General features: G+C 56.8%; 22 protein-coding genes. 15 read left to right on the top strand and 7 right to left on the bottom strand.

Annotated elements, in window-relative coordinates; all coding sequences use genetic code 11:
- Window positions 1-15: 15 nt before the first annotated feature.
- The 3 genes from mreD to mreB all read right to left on the bottom strand — a co-directional run bounded on the left by mreD (window position 16) and on the right by mreB (window position 2,704).
- Entirely contained in the window at window positions 16-501 is a 486-nt protein-coding gene (gene mreD / locus AO726_RS19975) for a rod shape-determining protein MreD (protein WP_058069872.1), read from the bottom strand.
- Window positions 501-1,454: a rod shape-determining protein MreC gene (mreC, locus tag AO726_RS19980; protein WP_058069873.1), complete on the bottom strand. Its 954-nt coding sequence runs from the start codon at window positions 1,452-1,454 to the stop codon at window positions 501-503. Before mreC ends, mreD begins: the two co-directional genes overlap by 1 nt.
- A gap of 212 nt (window positions 1,455-1,666) precedes the next feature.
- Window positions 1,667-2,704 (bottom strand): rod shape-determining protein MreB, encoded by a 1,038-nt coding sequence (gene mreB, locus AO726_RS19985; RefSeq protein ID WP_058069874.1) that lies wholly within the window; start codon window positions 2,702-2,704, stop codon window positions 1,667-1,669.
- A 238-nt stretch (window positions 2,705-2,942) separates the two neighbouring features.
- On the opposite strand from mreB, the gene gatC reads away from it, so the two are divergent.
- From gatC to AO726_RS20015, 6 genes are all read left to right on the top strand, one after another.
- Window positions 2,943-3,230, top strand: a complete 288-nt coding sequence (gene gatC / locus AO726_RS19990; RefSeq protein WP_058069875.1) for an Asp-tRNA(Asn)/Glu-tRNA(Gln) amidotransferase subunit GatC — start codon at window positions 2,943-2,945, stop codon at window positions 3,228-3,230.
- A gap of 14 nt (window positions 3,231-3,244) precedes the next feature.
- On the top strand, window positions 3,245-4,696 hold the full coding sequence (gatA, locus tag AO726_RS19995; protein WP_058069876.1) for an Asp-tRNA(Asn)/Glu-tRNA(Gln) amidotransferase subunit GatA: 1,452 nt from the start codon (window positions 3,245-3,247) through the stop codon (window positions 4,694-4,696).
- 11 nt (window positions 4,697-4,707) lie between these two features.
- Entirely contained in the window at window positions 4,708-6,156 is a 1,449-nt protein-coding gene (gene gatB / locus AO726_RS20000; RefSeq protein WP_058069877.1) for an Asp-tRNA(Asn)/Glu-tRNA(Gln) amidotransferase subunit GatB, read from the top strand.
- An 84-nt stretch (window positions 6,157-6,240) separates the two neighbouring features.
- Window positions 6,241-6,597: a septal ring lytic transglycosylase RlpA family protein gene (locus AO726_RS20005; RefSeq protein ID WP_058069878.1), complete on the top strand. Its 357-nt coding sequence runs from the start codon at window positions 6,241-6,243 to the stop codon at window positions 6,595-6,597.
- A 43-nt stretch (window positions 6,598-6,640) separates the two neighbouring features.
- Window positions 6,641-7,726 (top strand): calcium/sodium antiporter, encoded by a 1,086-nt coding sequence (locus tag AO726_RS20010; RefSeq protein ID WP_058069879.1) that lies wholly within the window; start codon window positions 6,641-6,643, stop codon window positions 7,724-7,726.
- An 11-nt stretch (window positions 7,727-7,737) separates the two neighbouring features.
- Entirely contained in the window at window positions 7,738-8,127 is a 390-nt protein-coding gene (locus AO726_RS20015; protein WP_058069880.1) for a carboxymuconolactone decarboxylase family protein, read from the top strand.
- A 42-nt stretch (window positions 8,128-8,169) separates the two neighbouring features.
- Here AO726_RS20015 and AO726_RS20020 read toward each other — a convergent pair whose 3' ends face one another.
- Window positions 8,170-9,111 carry an AEC family transporter gene (locus tag AO726_RS20020; RefSeq protein WP_058069881.1) on the bottom strand — a complete coding sequence of 314 codons (942 nt, stop codon included), beginning with the start codon at window positions 9,109-9,111 and terminating at the stop codon, window positions 8,170-8,172.
- Between the two features lie 346 nt (window positions 9,112-9,457).
- Between AO726_RS20020 and AO726_RS20025 the strand changes: the two genes are divergently transcribed.
- Window positions 9,458-10,771: a CitMHS family transporter gene (locus AO726_RS20025; RefSeq protein WP_058069882.1), complete on the top strand. Its 1,314-nt coding sequence runs from the start codon at window positions 9,458-9,460 to the stop codon at window positions 10,769-10,771.
- Window positions 10,772-10,821: 50 nt separating this feature from the next.
- On the opposite strand, the gene AO726_RS20030 is transcribed toward AO726_RS20025, so the two are convergent.
- On the bottom strand, window positions 10,822-11,382 hold the full coding sequence (locus tag AO726_RS20030; RefSeq protein WP_058069883.1) for a response regulator transcription factor: 561 nt from the start codon (window positions 11,380-11,382) through the stop codon (window positions 10,822-10,824).
- 11 nt (window positions 11,383-11,393) lie between these two features.
- Window positions 11,394-12,647 carry an ATP-binding protein gene (locus tag AO726_RS20035; protein WP_058069884.1) on the bottom strand — a complete coding sequence of 418 codons (1,254 nt, stop codon included), beginning with the start codon at window positions 12,645-12,647 and terminating at the stop codon, window positions 11,394-11,396.
- A 201-nt stretch (window positions 12,648-12,848) separates the two neighbouring features.
- On the opposite strand from AO726_RS20035, the gene AO726_RS20040 reads away from it, so the two are divergent.
- From AO726_RS20040 to AO726_RS20075, 8 genes are all read left to right on the top strand, one after another.
- A complete protein-coding gene (locus tag AO726_RS20040) occupies window positions 12,849-13,559 on the top strand; it encodes an SIMPL domain-containing protein (RefSeq protein ID WP_058069885.1) in 711 nt (236 codons plus the stop codon).
- A 171-nt stretch (window positions 13,560-13,730) separates the two neighbouring features.
- The gene (locus AO726_RS20045; RefSeq protein ID WP_058069886.1) at window positions 13,731-15,332 is read left to right on the top strand and encodes an ABC transporter substrate-binding protein; all 1,602 of its coding nucleotides are present in this window, start codon (window positions 13,731-13,733) and stop codon (window positions 15,330-15,332) included.
- 179 nt (window positions 15,333-15,511) lie between these two features.
- On the top strand, window positions 15,512-16,876 hold the full coding sequence (locus AO726_RS20050; protein ID WP_058069887.1) for an OprD family outer membrane porin: 1,365 nt from the start codon (window positions 15,512-15,514) through the stop codon (window positions 16,874-16,876).
- Between the two features lie 46 nt (window positions 16,877-16,922).
- Window positions 16,923-18,509 carry an ABC transporter substrate-binding protein gene (locus AO726_RS20055; RefSeq protein ID WP_058069888.1) on the top strand — a complete coding sequence of 529 codons (1,587 nt, stop codon included), beginning with the start codon at window positions 16,923-16,925 and terminating at the stop codon, window positions 18,507-18,509.
- Window positions 18,510-18,591: 82 nt separating this feature from the next.
- Window positions 18,592-19,602: an ABC transporter permease subunit gene (locus tag AO726_RS20060; protein ID WP_058069889.1), complete on the top strand. Its 1,011-nt coding sequence runs from the start codon at window positions 18,592-18,594 to the stop codon at window positions 19,600-19,602.
- 10 nt (window positions 19,603-19,612) lie between these two features.
- A complete protein-coding gene (locus AO726_RS20065; protein WP_058069890.1) occupies window positions 19,613-20,524 on the top strand; it encodes an ABC transporter permease subunit in 912 nt (303 codons plus the stop codon).
- A 10-nt stretch (window positions 20,525-20,534) separates the two neighbouring features.
- Complete coding sequence (locus tag AO726_RS20070; protein WP_058069891.1) at window positions 20,535-21,509, top strand: ABC transporter ATP-binding protein; 975 nt, start codon at window positions 20,535-20,537, stop codon at window positions 21,507-21,509.
- The gene (locus tag AO726_RS20075; RefSeq protein ID WP_058069892.1) at window positions 21,509-22,480 is read left to right on the top strand and encodes a peptide ABC transporter ATP-binding protein; all 972 of its coding nucleotides are present in this window, start codon (window positions 21,509-21,511) and stop codon (window positions 22,478-22,480) included. The genes AO726_RS20070 and AO726_RS20075 overlap by 1 nt, the downstream gene beginning before the upstream one ends.
- Window positions 22,481-22,537: 57 nt before the next feature.
- Here the strand turns inward: AO726_RS20075 and AO726_RS20080 are convergent, their stop codons facing one another.
- Window positions 22,538-22,981 (bottom strand): hypothetical protein, encoded by a 444-nt coding sequence (locus AO726_RS20080; RefSeq protein ID WP_058069893.1) that lies wholly within the window; start codon window positions 22,979-22,981, stop codon window positions 22,538-22,540.
- Window positions 22,982-23,108 lie beyond the last annotated feature (127 nt).

Here is a 23,108-nt window from a genome sequence, read left to right on the forward strand (position 1 = left end):
AGGTTTTACCTCAACCTAATTGACGCCAAGGCGGATGTGCAGACTGCGTAGAAGCACACAGACCCACGGCCACAACAGCGAACTAACCAGTGCAGGCAAAACAAATTCCACGGTTGGCGGGCGACTGCCAACCAGAGCATTGAGCCACAGCTGAACCAGCTGAGCGAGGCCGAATACGATCAACAACACCATGCTCTGCTGCCACATGGGGAACATGCGCAAGCGTTGGTGCAGGCTCAATACCAGAAAGCTGATGAACATCAGGGCCAGAGCATTCTGCCCGAGCAAGGTGCCATTCAGCACATCAGCCAGCAGACCGCAGCACCAGGCTGTTGTCATCCCAACCCGATGCGGCACAGCCAGCATCCAGTAAGTCAGGAAAAGAGCAAGCCACATAGGGCGACCAGGCTCCGCCCAAGTCGGCAACACAGAAACACTCAGCAGCAGTGCAACTGCCAAGGTCAGCCAGATAAACCAGACGTTACTCGATCGAGCAGCCATTATTGCGCAGCCTCGGGTGTTGTAGCCGGTGCAGCGGAAGCAGGCTCTGCAGCCTGGGTCTCCGCTGCCGGAGTATTCGATTGCGGCGTCTGCCCGGCTTGCTGAAGTATTTCCCGATCCAGCGCTTCCTGCGCTTGTGCCGAGTCGACAGCACGCTGCTCAGGCGTGCGTGTATCCGAAAAGACCAAGAGCATGTAGCGGCTGCGGTTGAGCATGGCAGTCGGCACAGCGCGGACAATGGCAAAAGGCTGGCCAGAATCGTGAATCACCTCGCTGACCACCGCCACCGGATAGCCCGCTGGGAAGCGCTGACCAAGGCCTGAGCTGACCAGCAAATCGCCTTCTTTAATATCGGCAGTGTCAGCCACATGACGCAGCTCAAGCCGCTCCGGGTTACCAGTGCCCGTGGCGATAGCGCGCAGGCCATTGCGGTTGACCTGAATAGGAATGCTGTGAGTACTGTCTGTCAGCAACAGCACGCGGGAGGTATAAGGCAGCACTTCAACCACCTGCCCCATCAGGCCACGTGCATCCAGCACAGGTTGGCCCAAGACAACACCGTCTTTGGAGCCTTTATCAATCAGGATACGGTGGCTGAACGGGTTAGGGTCTACACCAATCAGTTCGGTGGCCAACACCTCTTCATCCACCAGCGCCGCCGAATTTAGCAGTTCACGCAGGCGCACGTTTTGCTCTGTCAGTGCCGCCAGCTTTTGCAAACGACGCTGCATGATCAGTTGCTCGGCCTTGAGCCGCTCATTTTCAGCCACCAACTCGCTACGCGTGGTCAGCTCAGCCGTTGCATCCTCCCAAAGGGTGACAGGCAGACGCCCAAGCACATAAACCGGCTCAACAATCAGCCCCAGTTGCTCGCGCAGGGGTTTGACCACATTAAAGCGCGCATCGCCCACCATCAGCGCTACCGATAAAACGGTGAACACCAACAGACGCACACTCAGCGATGGTCCTTTGGCAAATAGCGGCTTAATGGGCAAATCCTCGTGACGTCAGCTGCAACAAAAAGCTGCAAGCGGATCAGTGCCCGGCTTGCAGCTCAGTGGTTGTACACAACTCTGTGCATGGTTGTCATTGGCAGCAGTAGGCCATAAAAGTTTTATAGCCTTGCTCAGCGATGAGCCTGTGCCTCACAACCATGGAGTGGATCTTACTCCGTGGACAGAAGGTCCATGGCGTGACGATCCATCATCTCCAGCGCCTTACCACCGCCACGAGCCACACAGGTCAGCGGGTCTTCGGCGACGATAACCGGCAAGCCGGTTTCCTGGGACAGCAGTTTGTCCAGATCACGCAGCAGTGCGCCACCGCCGGTCAGAACAAGGCCGCGCTCAGCGATATCAGATGCCAGCTCAGGCGGAGACTGCTCCAGAGCGCTCTTCACAGCTTGAACGATGGTTGCCAAAGACTCCTGCAGAGCCTCCAGCACTTCGTTGGAGTTCAGAGTAAAGCTGCGCGGTACGCCTTCAGCCAAGTTACGGCCACGCACATCAACTTCACGCAGCTCGCCACCGGCATAAGCGGTACCGATTTCCTGCTTGATGCGCTCAGCGGTGGACTCACCGATCAAGCTACCGTAGTTACGGCGCACGTAAGTGATGATTGCTTCGTCGAAACGGTCACCGCCGACGCGTACGGACTCGGCATAGACCACACCGTTCAGGGAGATCAGCGCGATTTCAGTGGTACCACCACCGATATCGACGACCATCGAGCCACGTGCTTCTTCAACCGGCAGGCCAGCACCGATAGCAGCAGCCATCGGCTCTTCGATCAGAAATACTTCACGGGCACCAGCGCCCAGTGCGGATTCACGAATGGCACGGCGCTCAACCTGAGTCGATTTGCACGGGACACAGATCAGCACCCGCGGGGACGGCTGCAGGAAGCTGTTTTCATGAACCTTGTTGATGAAGTACTGCAGCATCTTTTCACAGACGCTGAAGTCAGCGATCACGCCGTCTTTCATCGGGCGGATAGCGGAAATATTGCCGGGAGTACGGCCCAACATGCGTTTGGCTTCAGTACCTACAGCCACAACGCTCTTCTGGTTGCCATGGGTACGAATGGCAACAACGGACGGCTCGTTCAGGACGATGCCACGCTCACGAACATAAATCAGGGTATTGGCAGTGCCCAGGTCGATGGAAAGATCACTGGAAAACATGCCACGCAGTTTTTTGAACATGGGAATAGGGACCCTAGACAAAGCGTGGGTAAAAAAGTGCCGCAAACTCTAACAACGGCAGGGATTTTGAGCAAGGCACCATTGTGGTAGATTGCCGCTCTTTACCGGCTAATAAAGCCATCATCGCGGCCTTTGACCGCCACCTGTCGCAATACGTTCCCTGCAATCCGAGCGGGCGTACGGTTTACTTGTCCAATGGCGGCCTCTATCTGCGCCGCTCTATATAGGGAGAATTCTGATGGCGCTTGAGCGCTCCGACGTGGAGAAAATCGCCCATCTGGCTCGTTTAGGGCTGAACGAGGCGGAAATTCCCTCCACAACCGACACCCTTAACAGCATTTTGGGTCTGATCGACCAAATGCAGGCCGTCAACACCGATGGCATCGAGCCGCTCTCTCATCCGCTGGAAGCCACTCAGCGTCTGCGCGCCGACCAAGTAACAGAAAGCAACAATCGCGACGCTTATCAGGCCATCGCTCCCGCCGTTGAAAGCGGCCTGTTCCTGGTTCCGAAAGTCATCGAGTAAGGGAAAGACACGCCATGTATCAATTGACTCTGGCCGAGATCGCCCGCGGACTCGCCGAGAAACAGTTTTCGTCTGAAGAGCTGACCCGCAACCTGCTGGCTCGCATTCAGCAACTGGATCCACAACTGAATAGTTTTATCAGTGTGACCGAGGAGCTGGCCCTGACTCAGGCCAAAGCCGCCGACGCCCGCCGCGCTGCCGGTGAAACCGGTGCACTGTTGGGTGCCCCTATCGGGCACAAAGACCTGTTCTGCACGCAAGATGTACTGACCACCTGCGCCTCAAAAATCCTCTACAACTTCAAAGCGCCTTATAACGCCACGGTTGTTGAGAAACTGGCCGCAGCCGGCACTGTAACCCTCGGCAAGCTGAACATGGACGAATTCGCCATGGGTTCGGCCAACGAATCCAGCCATTTTGGCCCGGTGAAGAACCCGTGGGACCTGAGCCGCGTACCTGGCGGCTCCAGCGGCGGTTCCGCGGCAGCTGTTGCCGCACGCTTGTTGCCAGCAGCCACCGGCACTGACACTGGCGGCTCGATTCGCCAGCCAGCTGCACTGACCAACCTGACCGGCATCAAGCCGACCTACGGTCGTGTTTCGCGCTGGGGCATGATCGCTTACGCCTCCAGCCTGGATCAGGGCGGTCCACTGGCTCGCAGCGCAGAAGATTGCGCCTTGATGCTGCAAGCTATGGCCGGTTTCGACAGCAAAGACTCCACCAGTGTTGATCAGCCGGTCGACGACTATCTGGCAGCACTGAGCCAACCGCTGAGCGGTCTGCGCATCGGCCTGCCGAAGGAATACTTTGGCGCAGGCCTCGACAGCCGCATTGCCGACAAAGTGATGGCAGTTGTTGAAGAGCTGAAAAAGCTCGGCGCTACCGTCAAGGAAATCAGCCTGCCGAACATGCAGCACGCCATCCCCGCTTATTATGTGATCGCGCCTGCTGAAGCCAGCTCCAACCTGTCGCGCTTCGACGGCGTTCGCTTTGGCTACCGCTGTGAGAACCCGGTCAACCTCGAAGACCTGTACAAACGCTCCCGTGGCGAAGGCTTCGGCGCCGAGGTTAAACGCCGCATCATGGTCGGCACCTATGCGCTGTCCGCTGGCTACTACGATGCCTATTACCTGAAAGCGCAGAAGATCCGTCGCCTGATCAAGAACGACTTTGTCAGCGCGTTCAACGAAGTTGACGTCATTCTCGGCCCAACCACGCCAAACCTGGCGTGGAAACTGGGCGAGAAGAACAACGATCCGGTCGCGGCCTATCTGGAAGACATCTACACCATCACCGCCAACCTCGCCGGTATTCCCGGCCTGTCGATGCCAGCTGGCTTCGTCGATGGTTTGCCGGTTGGCGTGCAACTGCTCGCGCCGTACTTCCAGGAAGCCCGCCTGCTTAACGTGGCCCATCAGTATCAGTCGGTCAGCGACTGGCACAAACAAGCCCCAACCGGATTCTGAGGAAGACTCATATGCAATGGGAAACCGTGATCGGGCTGGAAATCCACGCACAGCTCAGCACTCAATCGAAGATTTTCTCTGGCAGCGCTATCGCTTTTGGCGCCGAGCCGAACACTCAGGCCAGCCTGATCGACCTCGGCATGCCCGGCACCCTGCCGGTGCTCAACGCCGAAGCCGTACGCATGGCCTGTAAGTTTGGCCTAGCGATTGATGCGGAAATCGCACCGCAGAACGTTTTCGCCCGTAAGAACTACTTCTACCCGGACCTGCCCAAGGGCTACCAGACCAGCCAGATGGATCACCCCATCGTTGGTAAAGGCCATCTGGACATCACCCTTGAGGACGGTACCACCAAGCGCATCGGCATCACCCGTGCTCACCTGGAGGAAGACGCAGGCAAATCCCTGCACGAAGACTTCCAGGGCATGAGCGGTATCGACCTGAACCGCGCCGGTACGCCGCTGTTGGAGATCGTTTCCGAGCCGGACATCCGCAGCGCCAAAGAAGCCGTAGCCTACGTTAAAGCCATCCACGCGCTGGTGCGCTATCTGGGCATCTGTGACGGCAACATGGCTGAAGGTTCGCTGCGCTGCGACTGCAACGTCTCCGTTCGCCCGAAAGGCCAAGCTGAGTTCGGCACCCGCGCCGAGATCAAGAACGTCAACTCGTTCCGCTTCATTGAGAAAGCCATTAACTATGAAGTGCAGCGCCAGATCGAGCTGATCGAAGACGGCGGCAAAGTGGTGCAGGAAACCCGCCTGTACGACCCGAACAAAGACCAAACCCGCTCCATGCGCAGTAAGGAAGAAGCCAACGACTACCGTTACTTCCCCTGCCCTGATCTGCTGCCCGTGGTGATCGAGCAGAGCTTCCTCGACGAAGTGCGTGCCAGCCTGCCGGAGTTGCCAGTTCAGAAACGCGAGCGTTTTGAGTCGCAGTTTGGCCTGTCCAGCTACGATGCCACTGTTTTGGCAGCCAGCCGTGAAATGGCTGACTACTTTGAAGCCGTGCAACAGGCGTGTGGCGATGCCAAGCTGGCTGCCAACTGGGTGATGGGCGAACTGTCCAGCCTGCTCAACAAAGACAACCTGGATATCGACCAGTCTCCGGTCAGTGCCGAGCAACTGGGCGGCATGATCCTGCGCATCAAAGACAACACCATCAGCGGCAAAATCGCCAAGATGGTCTTTGAAGCACTGGCTGCTGGCGAAGGTGCAACAGCTGACGAAATCATCGAGAAAAAAGGCCTCAAACAAGTCACCGACAGTGGCGCGATTGAAGCCATGCTTGATGAAGTCCTCGCAGCCAACGCTGAGCAGGTCGAACAATACCGCGCCAGCGATGAAGCCAAACGCGGCAAGATGTTCGGCTTCTTTGTCGGCCAGGCCATGAAAGCCTCCAAAGGCAAGGCCAACCCGGGACAAGTGAACGAACTTCTGAAGAAGAAGCTCGAAGGCTAAGCCGTAGCGCTATACACAACGCCGGGTTTTCCCGGCGTTGTGTTATCTGTGCGGCGACAAATCATCAGCCACAATGGAGTCTCCATGCGCCTGATCTTGCTCACCCTGCTCAGCCTTACCCTTACGGCCTGTTCCACATTCGGCCCAGGCTCATCAGATGAAGGCCTGGCCTCTTACTACGGCTCCCGCCACCACGGCAAAAAAACTGCCAGCGGCGAGCCTTTCAATCAATACGCATTAACCGCAGCACACCGAACCCTGCCCTTTGGCAGCAAGGTACGAGTGACCAACTTGCGCAACAATAAAAGCGTGGTTGTGCGCATCAATGATCGCGGCCCGCACGTGCGCAAACGCATCATCGACCTCTCTTTTCAGGCAGCCAAAGACTTGGACATGTTGCACGATGGCGTTGCCCCCGTACGCCTGCAACCCCTGAATTGAAAGCAGTTCTCTGACCCAACCCCCCCGAGTAAAGGAAAACCGAATGACGACAATGACCTTCATTTACCTAATCGCCGGCATCACCTTGCTGGTTATGGGTGCCGAAGTGCTAGTACGCGGAGCGGCTAGGTTGGCAGCGCAACTGGGGATCTCGCCACTGGTCATTGGCCTGACGGTGGTGGCATTTGGCACCAGTGCCCCGGAAACAGCAGTCAGCGTGCAAGCAGCCTTTGAAGGCAGTGGTGACCTGGCCATCGGCAATGTGGTCGGTAGCAACATTGCCAACGTGCTGCTCATTCTCGGGATCACCGCCCTGGTAGCCCCGCTTCTCGTCTCCCGGCAACTGATTCGTCAGGATGTGCCAATCATGATTGGCGCCAGCCTGTTGACATACGCTCTGGCCTTCGACGGCGGACTGAGCAAAATAGATGGTGCTGTTCTATTTGCCTGCGTAGTCGGCTATACCGCCTTTTTGATCTATCAAAGCCGCAAGGAAGGCAAACAGGCAGACGACGAGTTTGATGATGAATTTGGCCTGAAAGAAGCCAACCGCCCTTATGCTTGGGCCCATCATCTTCTACTGATTACCGTCGGACTTGTCCTGCTAGTCTTGGGTTCCAACTGGCTGGTAGAAGGCGCAACAACGCTGGCCCGCGCATTGGGCATATCAGAGCTGGTCATTGGCCTCACTGTTGTAGCGATCGGCACGTCTCTGCCTGAGCTGGCGACCTCCGTTATTGCCGCAATCAAAGGTCAGCGCGATATCGCTGTGGGCAATATCGTCGGCAGTAACATTTTTAACCTACTGTGCGTGTTGGGCCTTTCCTCACTGGTTTCACCACTGCCGATCAATGTTTCTGCAAACGCACTGGCCTTCGACTTTCCGGTGATGATTGCTGTCGCCATCGCCTGCTTACCGATCTTCTTTGCCGGCTACTGCATCAATCGTTGGGAGGGACTCCTGTTCCTAGCGTATTACGTGGCCTACACGGCTTATCTGGTAACCAGCACCACCGGACAGGCCTTTGCCACGACCTTGTCACATGCAATGCTCGGCTACGTCCTGCCGCTAACCGCCGTCAGTTTGGTGGTCATTGCCAGTCGTGCTTGGCGAAAACAACGCAATTAGGAGTTCGCGTCATGAGTAACAACCAACAACAAGGCTTAAAGGTACGCCGTGAGGTGATGGGCGATGCCTTTGTTGACCGGGCGCTGGGTAATGCGACTGCTTTCACCCAGCCCTTGCAGGATTTCGTTAACGAACACGCATGGGGCGGCGTGTGGACCCGTGAGGGGCTGGACCGCAAAACCCGTAGCCTGATCACACTGGCAGCGCTGACCGCGCTCAAGTGCCCGCAGGAGCTCAAAGGTCATGTACGCGGTGCGCTGAATAATGGCTGTAGCGTGGAGGAGATCCGCGAAGCACTGCTGCATTGCGCAGTCTACGCCGGTGTACCGGCTGCCATAGATGCCTTCCGCGCTGCCCAAGAGGTTATAGAGGACTGGCAGCAAGCGCAGGCAGCCTCGTAAACCTACACGCTAAACCGTCTGATCGCCGTGAACATACGGCGATCAGATCCAGCCGCCCCATTGCAGAATCAGCAGGCCAATATTGGTTGATATCGCCGCCAGCAAGGTGGTCAACACAATAATCGCGGCAGCCAGCTGGTAGTTACTGCCCACAGCCTTGGCCATGACAAAACTGGCCGCAGCCGTCGGGCTGACGAAAAACAGAAAGAGAATGCCGAGCTCAGCACCGCGAAAGCCAAATGCAAAAGCTCCGGCTGTGCCCAACGCAGGCAACCACAGCACCTTCATCAGGCTGGCACTGAGCGCCAACACACCGCTCTCGCGCAAAGCCGCCAGTGAAAGGCTGGCACCAATACAGATCAATGCCAGTGGAAGAGTGAGCTGGGCCAGATACTCACCTGAGGTAGTCAGCCAGTTTGGTAAGCCAATTTTCCAGTATGCAAAAGGAATAGCAGTAACCACACCAAGAATCAGTGGATTGGTAATGATGCTCTTGCTGATACTCCAGACATTGGCCTTTCCTTGCGGGCTGTAAACAGCCAACACCAGTGCCGAGAGGGTGTTATAGCTGAGTATGACAACCCCGCCCAGCACACCGCCCAGCGACAGCCCGTAGTCGCCATAAAGACTGGTTGCCAGCGCCAGGCCAATAATCCCGTTGTTGCCACGAAATGCGCCCTGAACATACACCCCGCGATCGGCTTGAGGCACCCGCCAGATAGCCCACCCCCAAGCCAATAGAAAGCCGACCAGCGTCGCCAGAAGAAAATAGCCCAACAGTTTGGGCTGCAACGCTGTGTTCAGATCAGCATGCAGAATCGCCAAAAACAGCATCACCGGCATGCTGACATTGAACACCAGCGCCGTTGCGGTGCTGATAAAGGCTGCATCCACCTGCCCCAAGCGCTTTAGCAGAACACCCAGAAACAACATCGCGAACACCGGCGCGGTGACCGCGAAGGTATCGGAAAAAATCGAAAACATGATCAAAGCCACGGGCCAGAGGGGTTCGTCGATGATATCAGGGCCCGCATGGCTTTCGCGCGCTTACAGACGACAGAAGGCTCCCGACAAAAAGCTTGTACGGCAGTCGGACTGAAAGCTGGATGAAAGATTCTCTCCGTAGATTCAGGCGCGCCGGCTCGACCCGGCACGGCAACTGCCAGTCAATCCCTGGCAGCCGAAGACAAAAACAACGGTGACAGCAATGCCTTATAACCAGCCTGGTGCCCTCAGAGCCTCCAATCTCTCCGACACCCTGCCTCCTCCCGCCATAAGGCTTTGATTCGCCTGACTGTCGCCGCCCGTTTCAGCAATTCGGAGAACCATAATGCTGACGTTCCTTGGCTTCGCCATGGTCATTACTTTTATGTACCTGATCATGAGCAAGCGCCTTTCCGCCCTGATTGCCCTGATCATCATCCCTATTTTATTTGCCCTGTTCGGCGGCTTCGCCCACGCGATCGGTCCGATGATGCTGGACGGCATCAGCAAGCTCGCCCCCACAGGCGTCATGCTGATGTTCGCCATTTTATATTTCGCTTTGATGATCGACTCGGGCCTGTTTGACCCGGCGGTTCGGGCGATTTTGCGACTGGTCCGGGGTGACCCACTGAAGGTCTCTGTCGGCACCGCTGCCCTCGCCCTGATCGTCTCTCTGGATGGCGACGGTGCCACCACCTATATGATCTGTGTGGCCGCCATGCTGCCACTGTACAGCCGCCTGGGTATGGACCCGCGCATCATGGCCGGCCTGATCATTCTTGCCGGCGGCATCATGAACATGACGCCCTGGGGCGGCCCAACCGCGCGGGCGGCCAGCGCCTTGCATGTCGACCCTTCAGAAATTTTTGTGCCGATGATCCCGGCAATGATGGTCGGTGCCATTGTCTTGTTTGGCATCGCCTGGTGGTATGGCAAGCGTGAGCGAGCTCGCCTGGGCATCATCCGCCTGGCCGAAAACAACACCCATTACGACAGCGTCAGCGTGTCCCAATACCCTGAGGCGCGTCGCCCGAAATTACTGTGGGTAAACGGCGCACTGACACTCACCCTGATGGGCTGCCTGATTGCCGGTCTGCTGCCATTACCGGTGCTGTTTATGATCTTTTTCAGCCTGGCGATGATCATTAACTACCCCAATCTGCAGCACCAAAAAGAGCGTGTCGCCGCACATGCCGGCAACGTACTGGCAGTTGTCGGGTTGATCTTCGCAGCAGGTATTTTTACCGGGATTCTCAGTGGTACCGGCATGGTTGATGCCATGTCCAAGAGCCTGCTGAGCGTGATTCCGCCGTCAATGGGGCCTTATCTGGCCACCATTACCGCCATCGTGAGCATGCCGTTCACCTTCTTTATGTCCAACGATGCGTTCTATTACGGCGTGCTGCCGGTGCTGGCGGAAGCGGCCTCTCATTACGGCATCAGCGCCGTGGAAATGGCTCGCGCTTCGATTGTCGGCCAGCCGGTGCACCTGCTCAGCCCGCTAGTGCCATCAACCTATCTGCTGGTTGGCCTGGCTAAAATTGAGTTCGGCGAGCATCAGCGTTTCTCCCTGAAGTGGGCGATTCTGATATGCCTTGCGATCATGCTGGCTGCTCTGCTGATGGGCGTCTTCCCGCTGATCGGCGAAGCTCATCCCTAAGCGCTTAATAAGGTGTTCGTTGCGGCGTCAGGCAACGAACACCTTCGCGATTAACGGCGAACCGGGCGCTTCTGCAGTTTGCGCTGCAACGTCCGGCGATGCATGCCCAGCGCGCGGGCTGTCGCCGAAATATTCCCTTCATGCTCACTGAGCACGCGCTGAATGTGCTCCCACTGCAAGCGGTCCACCGACATCGGATTTTCCGGGACCAAGGTGTCCAGATCAGCATGTTGAGTCAGCAAGGCCGCCAGCACATCATCGGCATCCGCCGGCTTGCACAAATAGTTGCAAGCTCCGCGCTTGATCGCTTCAACCGCCGTGGCAATGCTGGAATAACCGGTGAGAATCACCACCCGCATTTCTGCGTCCACTTCCAGCAGTTTGGGTAACAACACCAGCCCGGAGTCACCGGCCATTTTCAGGTCAACCACGGCATAGTCCGGGACATCCTGTTGCGCCAGCGCCAGGCCTTCTTCTGCTGAACTGGCAATCGACACGCGTAAGCCACGACGGCTCATGGCACGGGCCATCACGCGGGTAAAGGTCGGGTCATCATCGACCAACAGCAAATGCGGTTGCTCATCACCGTCAAACAGGAGTTCGTCGCTCATACAGAGTTCCCTTATGCTCGGCTATAGGCTCGCGGCAATTTAAGCTCTGTGAGCGTGCCGCCTTCTTCATGGTTGTACAGTTTAACCGTCCCACCAGCACGATTGACGCTGGCCTGACTCAAAAACAGGCCCAGACCGAAACCTTTGCCCTTGGTTGTAAAAAATGGCCGCCCCAGTTGCTCGGCGATCGCCAGCGGCACACCGGCACCGAAATCACGAATATTCAGCGTGACCCACTGGTGATCCCAATTCAGGCGAATATCCAGATTATCCGGACAAGCATCAGCGGCATTATTCAGCAGATTCAGCAATGCCTGGGTCAAGTCAGCAGGCGGCATCAGCCGTGGCGGCTGCCCTTTGCCCATACACTGATAACGATAGCTCGCCTCAGGCCGCATCAGATGCCAGCGGTTCAGGGTCGACTCCAGCCACTCTACACAGGTCTGGTCCACCACCGCTTGACGTCGATCAGCCTCCGCCGCACGCACCAACTGCTGCAGGGTTTCCTTGCACAGCTTGACCTGCTCCTGCAGCACCGCAAGGTCTTCCTGCAGCGTCGGCTCAGGATGCTCGCGGCGCAATTCCTTGATCAGCACGCTCATGGTCGCCAAAGGCGTGCCCAACTCATGAGCCGCCCCCGCAGCCTGAGTCGCCACAGCCAGCAACTGCTGATCGCGCAGACCTTCCTCGCGGCGTTCGGCACGCATTTCTTCCTGCTGACGTAACTCTTCTGCCATTTTGGCGACGAAGAAGGTAATCAGCCCGGCTGCCAGGGCAAAGCTCAGCCACATGCCGTAAATCAGCAGGCTTTCACGGGAGCCGGTTGGCAAGTTCAGTGGATGCGACCAAACCAGCAACAAGGTGTAACCCGCCAGGGCCAGCCCGGACAATGTCAGGGTGTACATCCAAGACAGAGTTGCTGCAGCAATCGTCAACGGCACCAGGTAATAGGAGACGAACGGGTTGGTCGAACCGCCGGAGTAATATAAAAGCAGACTGTGGATAACCAGATCGCAGGCCAGATGCAGTGCATACTCAGCCTCGGTGACAGGCCACGGGCCGCGTAAACGCAAGGCAGTGATCAAGCACAGCACCAGCGAAATACCCAGCGTAATGCTCAGTTCAAACCAGGGCAGTGGCAGGATGCCCGAGTTATAGGCCAACCCCACCGACCCGGCCTGAGCGGCCAGCACTAGAATTCGAATAAAGGTCAGACGCCAGAGGTTCTGCCGGCTCGCCGACAGCAATTGCACAGGTGCGAGCATAAATTCTCCAAAATGCTCCGAATGCTCGTTCAGCGAGCGGGGCGAGTATAACCAAGGGTGCAACTGACGATCTGCGGCAACAAGCCGCAGAGAACTGAAACTGCTGGTTTGAGAGGGATTAACCCGTATCTACAGCCAACACCGTCTAACCTCTGACAAGTTGCATTTCACTTCCCGGTCCAACCAATAGGATTACTCACAATGCCAGTCAACCGTCTTGCCACAGCCATCCTGCTCAGTGCCAGCGCCTTGCTCACAGCAGTCGCCCACGCTGACGAAGCCCGCTACAACCAGATATCCCTGAGCGCAGAAGTCAGCCAGGAAATTGCCCACGACCTGATGCACGTCACGCTCTACAGTGAAGACCAAGGCAGTGATCCTACCGCTCTGGCGGCAAAGATCAGCAAAACCATGAACGATGCCATCAATCAGGCTCGAAACGTCAAAGGTATTACTGTCAGTTCCGGTAGCCGTAACAGCTACCCGGTGTACGACGACAAAGGCCGGAAAATCACAGCCTGGCGCGAACGAGCAGAACTACGCCTGGAAAGTGCCGACTTCGCTGCATTATCCAAGCTGACGGGCGAGATGCTCACCACACTGAACATGGCTGGAATGAACTTCAGCATCGCCGATGCCACCCGTAAAACCCAGGAAGATGCGTTGATCAAACGCGCCATCGAAGCCTTTAAGGCACGCGCCCAGATTGCTACTGAGGCCCTAGGTGCGAAGGACTACAAGATCGTTAATCTGAGCCTCAACAGCGGTGGATATAACCCACCCGTATTCCGCTCCAACATGGCACTGGCCAAAGGCGCAGCCATGATGGCTGATGCGGTTCCTGAGGTTGAGGCCGGCACGAGTCAGGTGAATGTATCAGCCAGCGGCACAATCGAAATCCAGCCACTCTAAATCAGGCACTTTGACAGCATACCACTTACAAAAATGCGACACTGATATATAGCCGCGTTCTTATTACGGGGTAGTAACCTTTTTGTCTATTGCTTGAGTTCAGGGCCATGCCTAGCCTGATTGCACCCCAAACGGGTGCCTCAAGATAAACCAATAAGACATGAGGTCTTCATGGATAAGAACGCCTTTATCAGGGCCGCAATAGCAATTGGATTGATTGCTTCCTTCGCCAACGCTCACGCAGCAAGCAACCTGGTGTACTGCTCAGAAGGCAGTCCGGCGGGCTTCGATCCAGGTCAATACACGACCGGCACCGACTTTGACGCTTCAGCTGAAACCATCTTCAACCGTCTGGCTGAGTTCGAACGCGGCGGCACCCAGGCAGTGCCGGGCCTTGCCGAAAAATGGGATATCAGCGAAGACGCCCTGACCTACACGTTCCACCTGCGCCCCAACATCAAGTTTCATACCACGGCGTATTTCAAACCCACCCGCAACTTCAACGCCGATGATGTGCTGTTCACCTTTCAGCGCATGCTCGACAAGAATCATCCCTTCCGCAAAGCCTATCCCACTGAGTTTCCCTATTTCGTAGACCTGGCGATGGACACCAATATCGCCAAACTGGAAAAGCTGGACGACATGACCGTCCGCTTCACCCTCAACAGCGTGGACGCGGCCTTTATCCAGAATCTGGCGATGCACTTTGCCTCGATCCAGTCAGCTGAATACGCCGACAAATTGCTCAAAGAAGGTAAAGCCGCCGATATCAACCAAAAGCCCATCGGCACTGGTCCATTCGTCTTCGGCCGCTACCAGAAAGATGCCTTTATTCGCTTCAAAGGCAACAAGGACTACTGGAAGCCTGAAGATGTGCGACTCGACAATCTGATTTTTGCCATCAATACCGACGCTTCAATCCGGGTGCAGAAACTCAAAGCCAACGAGTGCCAGGTGACACTATTCCCCCGCCCGGCTGATATCAAAGGCCTGCAAGAAGACTCCAACCTGAATGTTCCGACCCAGCCAGGCTTCAACCTGGGTTTTATCGCCTACAACACTCAGCGTGCACCGTTTGACCAGCTACCGGTACGGCAAGCACTGGACATGGCGGTAAACAAGCAGGCCATCATAGATGCGGTTTACCAAGGTGCCGGGCAGCTCGCAGTGAATGGCCTGCCGCCGACTCAGTGGTCATACGATGACAGCATCAAAGACGCACCGTACAACCCGGAGAAAGCCAAGGAGCTGCTCAAGGCCGCAGGTGTCAAGGAAGGCACCGAGATCACCCTCTGGGCCATGCCGGTACAACGCCCCTACAACCCCAACGCCAAACTGATGGCCGAAATGCTCCAGGCTGACTGGGCCAAAGTTGGCATCAAAGCCAAGATTGTCAGCTACGAGTGGGGGGAATACATCAAACGCTCCAAAGCTGGCGAGCACGGCGCCATGCTGATTGGCTGGAGCGGTGACAACGGCGACCCCGACAACTGGCTTGGCACCCTGTACGGTTGCGATGCGGTCGACGGCAACAACTTCTCAAAATGGTGCTACGCCGACTACGACAAACTGATTCAGGCAGCTAAACGCACAACCGATGTTGATGAACGCACTAGGCTTTATCAGCAGGCACAGCACATCCTCAAGCAACAAGTCCCAATCACCCCCATTGCCCATTCGACGGTTTACCAGCCGATGCGCAAAAACGTGCTCGACTACAAGATCAGTCCTTTTGGTCTGAACTCGTTCTACGGAGTCGGCATCAAGCCCTGATTATTAAACCGGCACACACAGGCCAGCCCCTCAGCCAATGAGGGGCTGGCTGAGACCGGCACCAGCAGTCAGCAGTCGTTTAAACCTCTCTGCCTCAGTTGCAAAGCTCAGCTTTGCAGGACTTCGTGCGCCTGCAAGTGGGTCAAGGATGATTCGCATACCAGCCAAAGGAACGCCTAATGAACACAACAACAAGGTATTACTCGACCCTTGCACTGGCCCTGGCAGTTGCCAACACCAGTTACGCGGGCGAGTCCCGGCACCAGGCCGATGCTACGGGTTTTATCGAAGGCCAGAGCCTGGACGTTATTGCCCGCAACTTCTATTCGCACGAACGCGCGGAAGACAACACGAGCTTCCGCATCCCCAAAGAAAACGGCAGTGAACGCACCCAGGATCGCTATAGCTGGGTCCAGTCAACCCGTTTGAAATACAGCTCGGGCTACACCCAAGGCACCATCGGTTTCGGCTTGGACCTAGCGGTGTTCAACGCCATCAACCTTGAGCAAGGCAAAGGACGTATCGCCGGAGGCGGCAACCGCACCCTGGCCAACAGCGAGGGAGAAGCCGAAGAACAGTGGTCCAAAATGGGCATTGCCAATGTCCGCCTGCGAACCTCAGCCACCGAGTTAAAAGCGGGGCGTTTCCAGGTTGAAACCCCGGTGTTCAACTCAAACGATAACCGGGCTCTGCCAGCCAGTTTTACTGGCTATGCACTGACCAGTGATGAAGTCGAGCACCTCACTCTTCAGGCCGGTGACTTCCGCCGTGCCAGCCCGCGAACCGGTGCAGGCGATGAGCCTCTGACCACCGAATACGGCACCCGCCAGGTCAAGGGAGACCATCTGCGCTACCTTGGTGGCGATTATCTGGCCTCCGACACCCTGATGCTGTCGCTCTACACCGCGCATTTTCAAGACGTGTGGAACCAGTATTACTTTGGCCTGGGGCATGATCTTGGAGACCGTAAAACACTGGCTCTGCACACGGCCTTCAATATCTACAACACCCGCGACACCGGTGCCCGTGAAGCGGGTTACATCGACAACAACATCTGGAGCCTGGGCTTCACCCTGAGCCACCAGGCGCACTCACTGACCCTGGCTTGGCAGCAAGTGGATGGCGACGAGTACTTCGACTACGTCCACGAAACCGCTGCAATCTACCTGTCCAACTCCCTGTACTCCGACTACAACGGCCCTAACGAAAAGTCCGCGCAGATCCGCTATGACATCGACTGGAGCTATTACGGTGTTCCCGGCCTGACAACTGCCATCTGGTATGCCAAAGGCTGGGACATTGACGGCACTCACTACGATGGCGACCGCAACGGTGCTTACGGCAACTACAGTGAGGTCAAAACGCAGGATGACGAACGCCATCGTGAATATGCACTCTCCGTTGGGTATAAGGTTCAAAGCGGCCAGATTAAAGACACCACTTTTAAGCTCCTGTACATGTCACACCGAGCTTCAAAAAACCAGGTCGACGGCAGCGCCGATGAACTGCGTCTGGTAACCACACTGCCTTTCAATCTGCTTTAAAACCCTGACAAGCTGCCGACCACAAGTCGGCAGCCGGAGATATCCCATGAAGATGCGTCCTCTACTGTCAGCCCTGGCCATGACATCCATCGTCAGCCTGGCCCAGGCCAATAGCCTGATCGTATGCACCGAAGCTAGCCCAGAAGGCTTTGACCCAGTGCAATACATTGCCGGTGTAACCTTTGATGCCACCACTGAAACCATCTTTGATCCGCTGCTACGTTTCAAACCCGGCACATCCGAACTACAACCTGCCCTGGCCACCCATTGGGATATCAGCGAAGACGGCCTGACCTACACTTTCTACCTGCGGCCGGATGTGAAATTTCACAGCACCAGCTACTTCACGCCGACTCGAGCATTCAATGCTGATGATGTGCTCTGGACCTTCAAACGTCCCATGGACCGCAACGGCCCGTGGTACGACAGCGCCCTGCGCGGTTACGCGTACTTTGACAGCATGGCAATGGGTGACCTGATTAAGTCCGTCGAGAAGCTCGACCCGATGACGGTACGCTTCACCCTCACGCGTCCGGACGCCGCCTTTCTTGCCGACATGGCCATGGGGTTTACCTCCATTTACTCCGCAGAATACGGTGATCAATTACTGGCTGAAGGCAAAACCGGCCTTATCAACAGCCAACCGATTGGCACGGGGCCGTTCATATTTAGCCGCTATATCAAAGACGCTCAGGTTCGTTTCAAGGCCAATCCAGACTATTTCGGCGGTAAGCCTAAAGTTGACCAACTGATTTTCGCCATCGCCGTGGATGCCAACGTCCGCCTACAAAAACTGCGAGCTGGGGAATGTCAGATCGCACAACGCCTCAAAACCGAGGACATCCCCAAGCTACGTCAAGACAGCAACCTAAAAGTTGAAGAAATCAACGCACTGGCAACCTCCTATTTGGCTATCAACACCCAGCACCCACCGCTGAATGATGTGCGGGTTCGCAAAGCCATCAATCTGGCAATCGACAGACCCGCCATCCTCAACGCCCTGGCCGGCGGGCTGGATCTGACACCGGCAGCCAACCCGTATCCGCCTGGAATGCTCGGCTACGACGACAGCGCCACACCGTTGCAGCACAACTTGGAAGAAGCGAAACAACTCCTCAAGGAATCCAGTGTCGAAAACTTGCAGATCAACCTATTTATCCGCAACGGCAGCTCCGAGATCATTTCTAACCCAGTTCTGATTGCCCAGATGCTACAGGCTGATCTGGCTGCAGCCGGTATTACTTTGAATATCCGCATGCTGGAATGGGGCGAACTGCTCAGACGTGCTAAAGGCGGGGAACATGACATGGTGGCCCTAGCTTGGAACAGCGACAACGGTGACCCGGACAACTTCCTGGCCCCCAACCTTTCCTGTGCCGCAGCTGAATCCGGTGAGAATCAGGCTCGTTGGTGTAATCAGGAATTCGATTCTCTGATCCGCAAAGCCAAGATCGTCACGGACACTGCTACCCGCGCGGACCTGTACAAACAAGCTCAACAGGTCTTCCGCCGCGAATTACCGTGGGTTCCATTAGTCCACCCGAAGTCCTTTGTAGTGCTTCGCAAAAACATCAGCGGTTACACCATCAATCCGCTCGGTACCCACAACTACGCAACCACGGAAATGAACTAAGCCCACACAACATCTGACTGTGTGTAGGCTAGCCTCCTGCCCGGTAGAGCAGGTTGAGAATAATGAGGAGTCACCCGCCGAGATGCTGAGTTTTATCCTTCGCCGTTTGGGGTTATTGATCCCCACTTTCTTCGGCATCACCCTATTGACGTTCGCCCTGATTCGCATGATCCCCGGTGACCCGGTGGAAGTCATGATGGGCGAGCGTCGCGTCGACCCGGTCATGCATGCCGAAGCCATGGAACGCCTTGGCCTGAACAAGCCGCTTTACGCCCAGTACATCGACTACATTGGTCAGCTTGCCCACGGCAACCTCGGCGAGTCATTGCGCACCCGCGAGGGGGTCTGGAGCGAGTTCACCACGCTGTTCCCGGCCACCTTGGAGCTGGCGCTGGCGGCCTTGCTGTTTGCCGGGACCATTGGTTTGATCGCCGGTGTGATCGCAGCCCTGAAGCGGGGCTCGCTATTTGACCACGGCGTTATGGGCATATCCCTGGCAGGCTATTCCATGCCGATTTTCTGGTGGGGCCTGCTGTTGATCATGTTCTTCTCCGTCGGTTTGGGCTGGACGCCGGTATCTGGGCGGCTCGACCTGCTGTATGACATAGAGCCGGTAACCGGTTTTATGCTGATCGACACACTGTTATCGGAAGAAGAAGGGGCGTTTCTGGATGCCCTGCATCACCTGATTTTGCCCGCCATCGTCCTGGGCACAATCCCTCTGGCAGTGATTGCACGCATGACCCGCTCGGCCATGCTTGAGGTACTACGCGAAGACTACGTGCGCACTGCCCGCGCCAAAGGGCTGTCACCTGCCCGCGTAGTGTTTGTGCATGGCCTGCGTAATGCGCTGATTCCCGTGCTGACGGTGATCGGCCTGCAAGTCGGCACACTGCTGGCTGGCGCCGTGCTAACGGAAACCATCTTCTCCTGGCCGGGTATCGGTAAATGGCTGATTGAGGCCATTGGTGCCCGGGATTATCCGGTGGTGCAGAACGGCATCCTGCTGATCGCCTGCTTGGTGATCTTGGTCAACTTCGTGGTGGACATCCTTTACGGGCTGGCCAATCCACGCATTCGCCATCAGCGCTGAGGAGCCTCTAATGAATACGACTACGCATGCCTCCGGCGTCGATCAGGCGCTGCTCTACCCGTCCCCGCTCAAAGAATTCTGGCAGGCCTTTGCCCACAATAAAGGCGCAGTAGCCGGGCTGGTCTTTATGCTGATTTTGGTGTTCTGCGCCCTCTTCGCTCCTTGGGTAGCTCCGCATGACCCAAGCGAACAATACCGGGACTTCCTTCTGACACCTCCGGCCTGGCTGGATGGCGGCCAAATGCAGTTTTTGCTCGGCACTGACGAGCTGGGTCGTGACCTTCTCTCTCGTCTGATTCACGGCGCACGCCTGTCGCTGTTGATCGGCCTGGCGTCAGTAGTCATGTCACTGATCCCAGGCATCTTCCTCGGACTGGTCGCGGGTTTCTTCCCGCGCCTGATTGGACCGGTGATCACCCGTTTGATGGACATCATGCTGGCTCTGCCTTCATTGCTTCTGGCAGTGGCCATTGTCGCCATCCTCGGCCCTGGGCTGATTAACACCATCTTCGCCATCGCCATCGTCTCGTTGCCCTCGTATGTGCGCCTGACCCGCGCGGCGGTGATGGGTGAGTTAAACCGCGATTACGTAACCGCTTCACGCCTGGCCGGTGCCAGCCTGCCGCGCCTGATGTTTATTTGCGTACTGCCCAACTGCATGGCTCCACTGATCGTGCAGGCCACTCTGAGCTTCTCATCAGCCATTCTCGATGCCGCCGCACTGGGCTTTCTTGGCCTCGGCGTACAGCCGCCTACACCGGAATGGGGCACCATGCTGGCCTCAGCGCGGGATTACATCGAACGCGCCTGGTGGGTCGTGAGCCTGCCAGGCCTGACCATTCTGCTGAGCGTGCTGGCCATCAACCTGATGGGAGATGGCCTACGCGATGCACTTGATCCCAAATTGAAAAATGCGCAGTAAGGAGGCCGCCATGAATCTGCTGGAAATCAAAAATCTCAGCGTGCGCTTTGGCGGAGCCACCGCCGTACCTGTGGTCGACAGCCTTGACCTGAATGTAAGTAAAGGCGAAGTGCTGGCCATTGTTGGCGAGTCGGGTTCAGGCAAGTCCGTGACAATGATGGCCCTGATGGGACTGATTGACGCCCCCGGCATCGTCACAGCCGATAGCCTGTTTTTCGATGGCACCGACATGCAAAGCCTTAAAGGCAGACAGCGCCGCCATATCATCGGCAAAGACTTATCGATGGTCTTTCAAGACCCAATGACCGCCCTGAATCCAAGCTTCACCGTGGGATTTCAAATTGAAGAGGTCCTGCGTCAGCATCTGGGGCTCAAAGGGCGCGCCTCACGCCAGCGTGCTCTGGAGCTGCTGGAAAAAGTCGAGATTCCGGCTGCTGCCAGCCGTCTCGACGCTTATCCACACCAACTATCCGGCGGTATGAGCCAGCGCGTAGCAATTGCCATGGCCATCGCTGCTGAGCCTAAACTACTGATTGCAGACGAACCCACCACAGCGCTGGATGTCACCATTCAGGCACAGATCATGGACCTCCTCATCGCCCTGCAGAAGGAACAGGGCATGGCCTTGGTGTTGATCACCCATGATCTAGCCGTTGTTGCCGAAACCGCGCAGCGCGTATGTGTGATGTATGCCGGACAGGCGGTTGAAATTGGCTCAGTACCGCAGCTGTTCAATGGCCCCACCCATCCGTATACAGAGGCGCTGCTTAAAGCGATTCCCGAGCACAGCTTGGGCCAAAGCCGACTGGAGACATTACCCGGCATCGTGCCGGGCCGTTACGACCGCCCCCAAGGCTGCCTGCTTTCGCCACGCTGCCCGTATGCCGACAACCGCTGTCACGCCCAGCAACCCACTCTGACCTCACACACGCATGGCGCCGTGCGCTGTTTTCACCCGCTTAATCTGACTGCGGAGGTGGCCTGATGAGTGCCGTACTCACCGCACGGGACCTGACCCGTCACTACGAAGTCTCCCAAGGCCTGTTCAAACCCAGCGCACAGGTTCAAGCCCTCAATGGAGTGTCGTTTGAGTTACAACCCGGAAAAACCCTCGCTGTGGTCGGCGAGTCCGGTTGTGGCAAGTCCACCCTGGCCCGCGCCCTGACCTTGATTGAAGAGCCCACCTCAGGCTCCCTGCAAATCGCCGGACAGGAGGTCACCGGGGCCAGCAAAAGCCAGCGCAAGCAATTGCGCCGCGATGTGCAAATGGTGTTTCAGAACCCCTATGCCTCTCTTAATCCACGGCAGAAAATCGGTGATCAACTGGCCGAACCGCTGCTGATTAACACCTCGCTGTCGGGCAGCGAGCGCCGCGAAAAGGTCCAGGCCATGATGCAACAGGTAGGCCTGCGCCCTGAACATTACCAACGCTACCCTCACATGTTCTCCGGTGGCCAACGCCAGCGCATCGCTCTGGCCAGGGCCATGATGCTGCAACCGAAAGTGCTGGTGGCAGACGAACCAACCTCTGCGCTGGACGTCTCGATTCAGGCTCAGGTACTCAACCTGTTTATGGACCTGCAGGAACAATTCAACACCGGCTACGTGTTCATCTCCCACAACCTGTCAGTAGTACGCCATGTGGCCGATGAGATTCTGGTGATGTACCTGGGCAGACCGGTGGAAATGGGTAACAGCGAACTGATCTATGAGCGCCCGATGCACCCATATACACAAGCACTGCTCTCGGCGACCCCGGCGATACACCCGAACCCGGACAAGCCGAAGCTCAAGCTCAGCGGCGAGCTCCCCAACCCGCTATCCCCGCCCAGCGGTTGTGCCTTCCACCAGCGCTGCCCACATGCCAGCGAACGCTGCCGCAGTGAACGCCCGATCCTGCGCGAACTGGATAACCGCCAAATAGCCTGCCATCACGCAGAAGACATCACGCATTAGGGGGAACTGGAATACAGCAATAGAGGGGGCTCGCCGCAGAGGCGGCCCCGCAACGAATCAGATATGGCTCTCAGCGCGGAATATCTGCGAGCCGCACCCCTGGCAAATCTGCACACCCAGCGCCCGCTGCCACTCGCACCTTTTCCCGCAAATAGCGCAGCACAAGCTCAGATTCAGAGACTCATATGGGGGCTGAACCGACTCCGCTTGGTCCTGAGCAAGCGGCAGCTGCAACTCTGACCGAACCACAGAGTCTGGTGGCGTATCGATCTCGGCCTCCCTGGCCGCAGAAAGCCAACCACTCAATCCTTCCACATCCCGTTCCAGATAGGCCTGGATCAACCTCAGCTCCGACCCGGTTAAACCTCGTAACTCCAATTCCATTTGCGGTTGTTCGGTGACGACTTCCATTTCAATGGCTTCATCCAGCGCAACACTCAGGCGCTGTAACAAATGCTCATAGGGCCCATCAGCAAATCCCTGCCGTTTTATCTCGCCCATCCCAACCTCACTCTGAACACACGTTCTACCTGAATAGAGTTTAGTTGCGACCGTTAGCCCAGTTCGGCACCACGACAAACGGCTCAGCCACGTCCACAGCCCAGATCGTCAAACAAGGTTTCCCTCA

The organism is Pseudomonas sp. TTU2014-080ASC (assembly GCF_001446935.1).
GTDB lineage: Bacteria > Pseudomonadota > Gammaproteobacteria > Pseudomonadales > Pseudomonadaceae > Aquipseudomonas.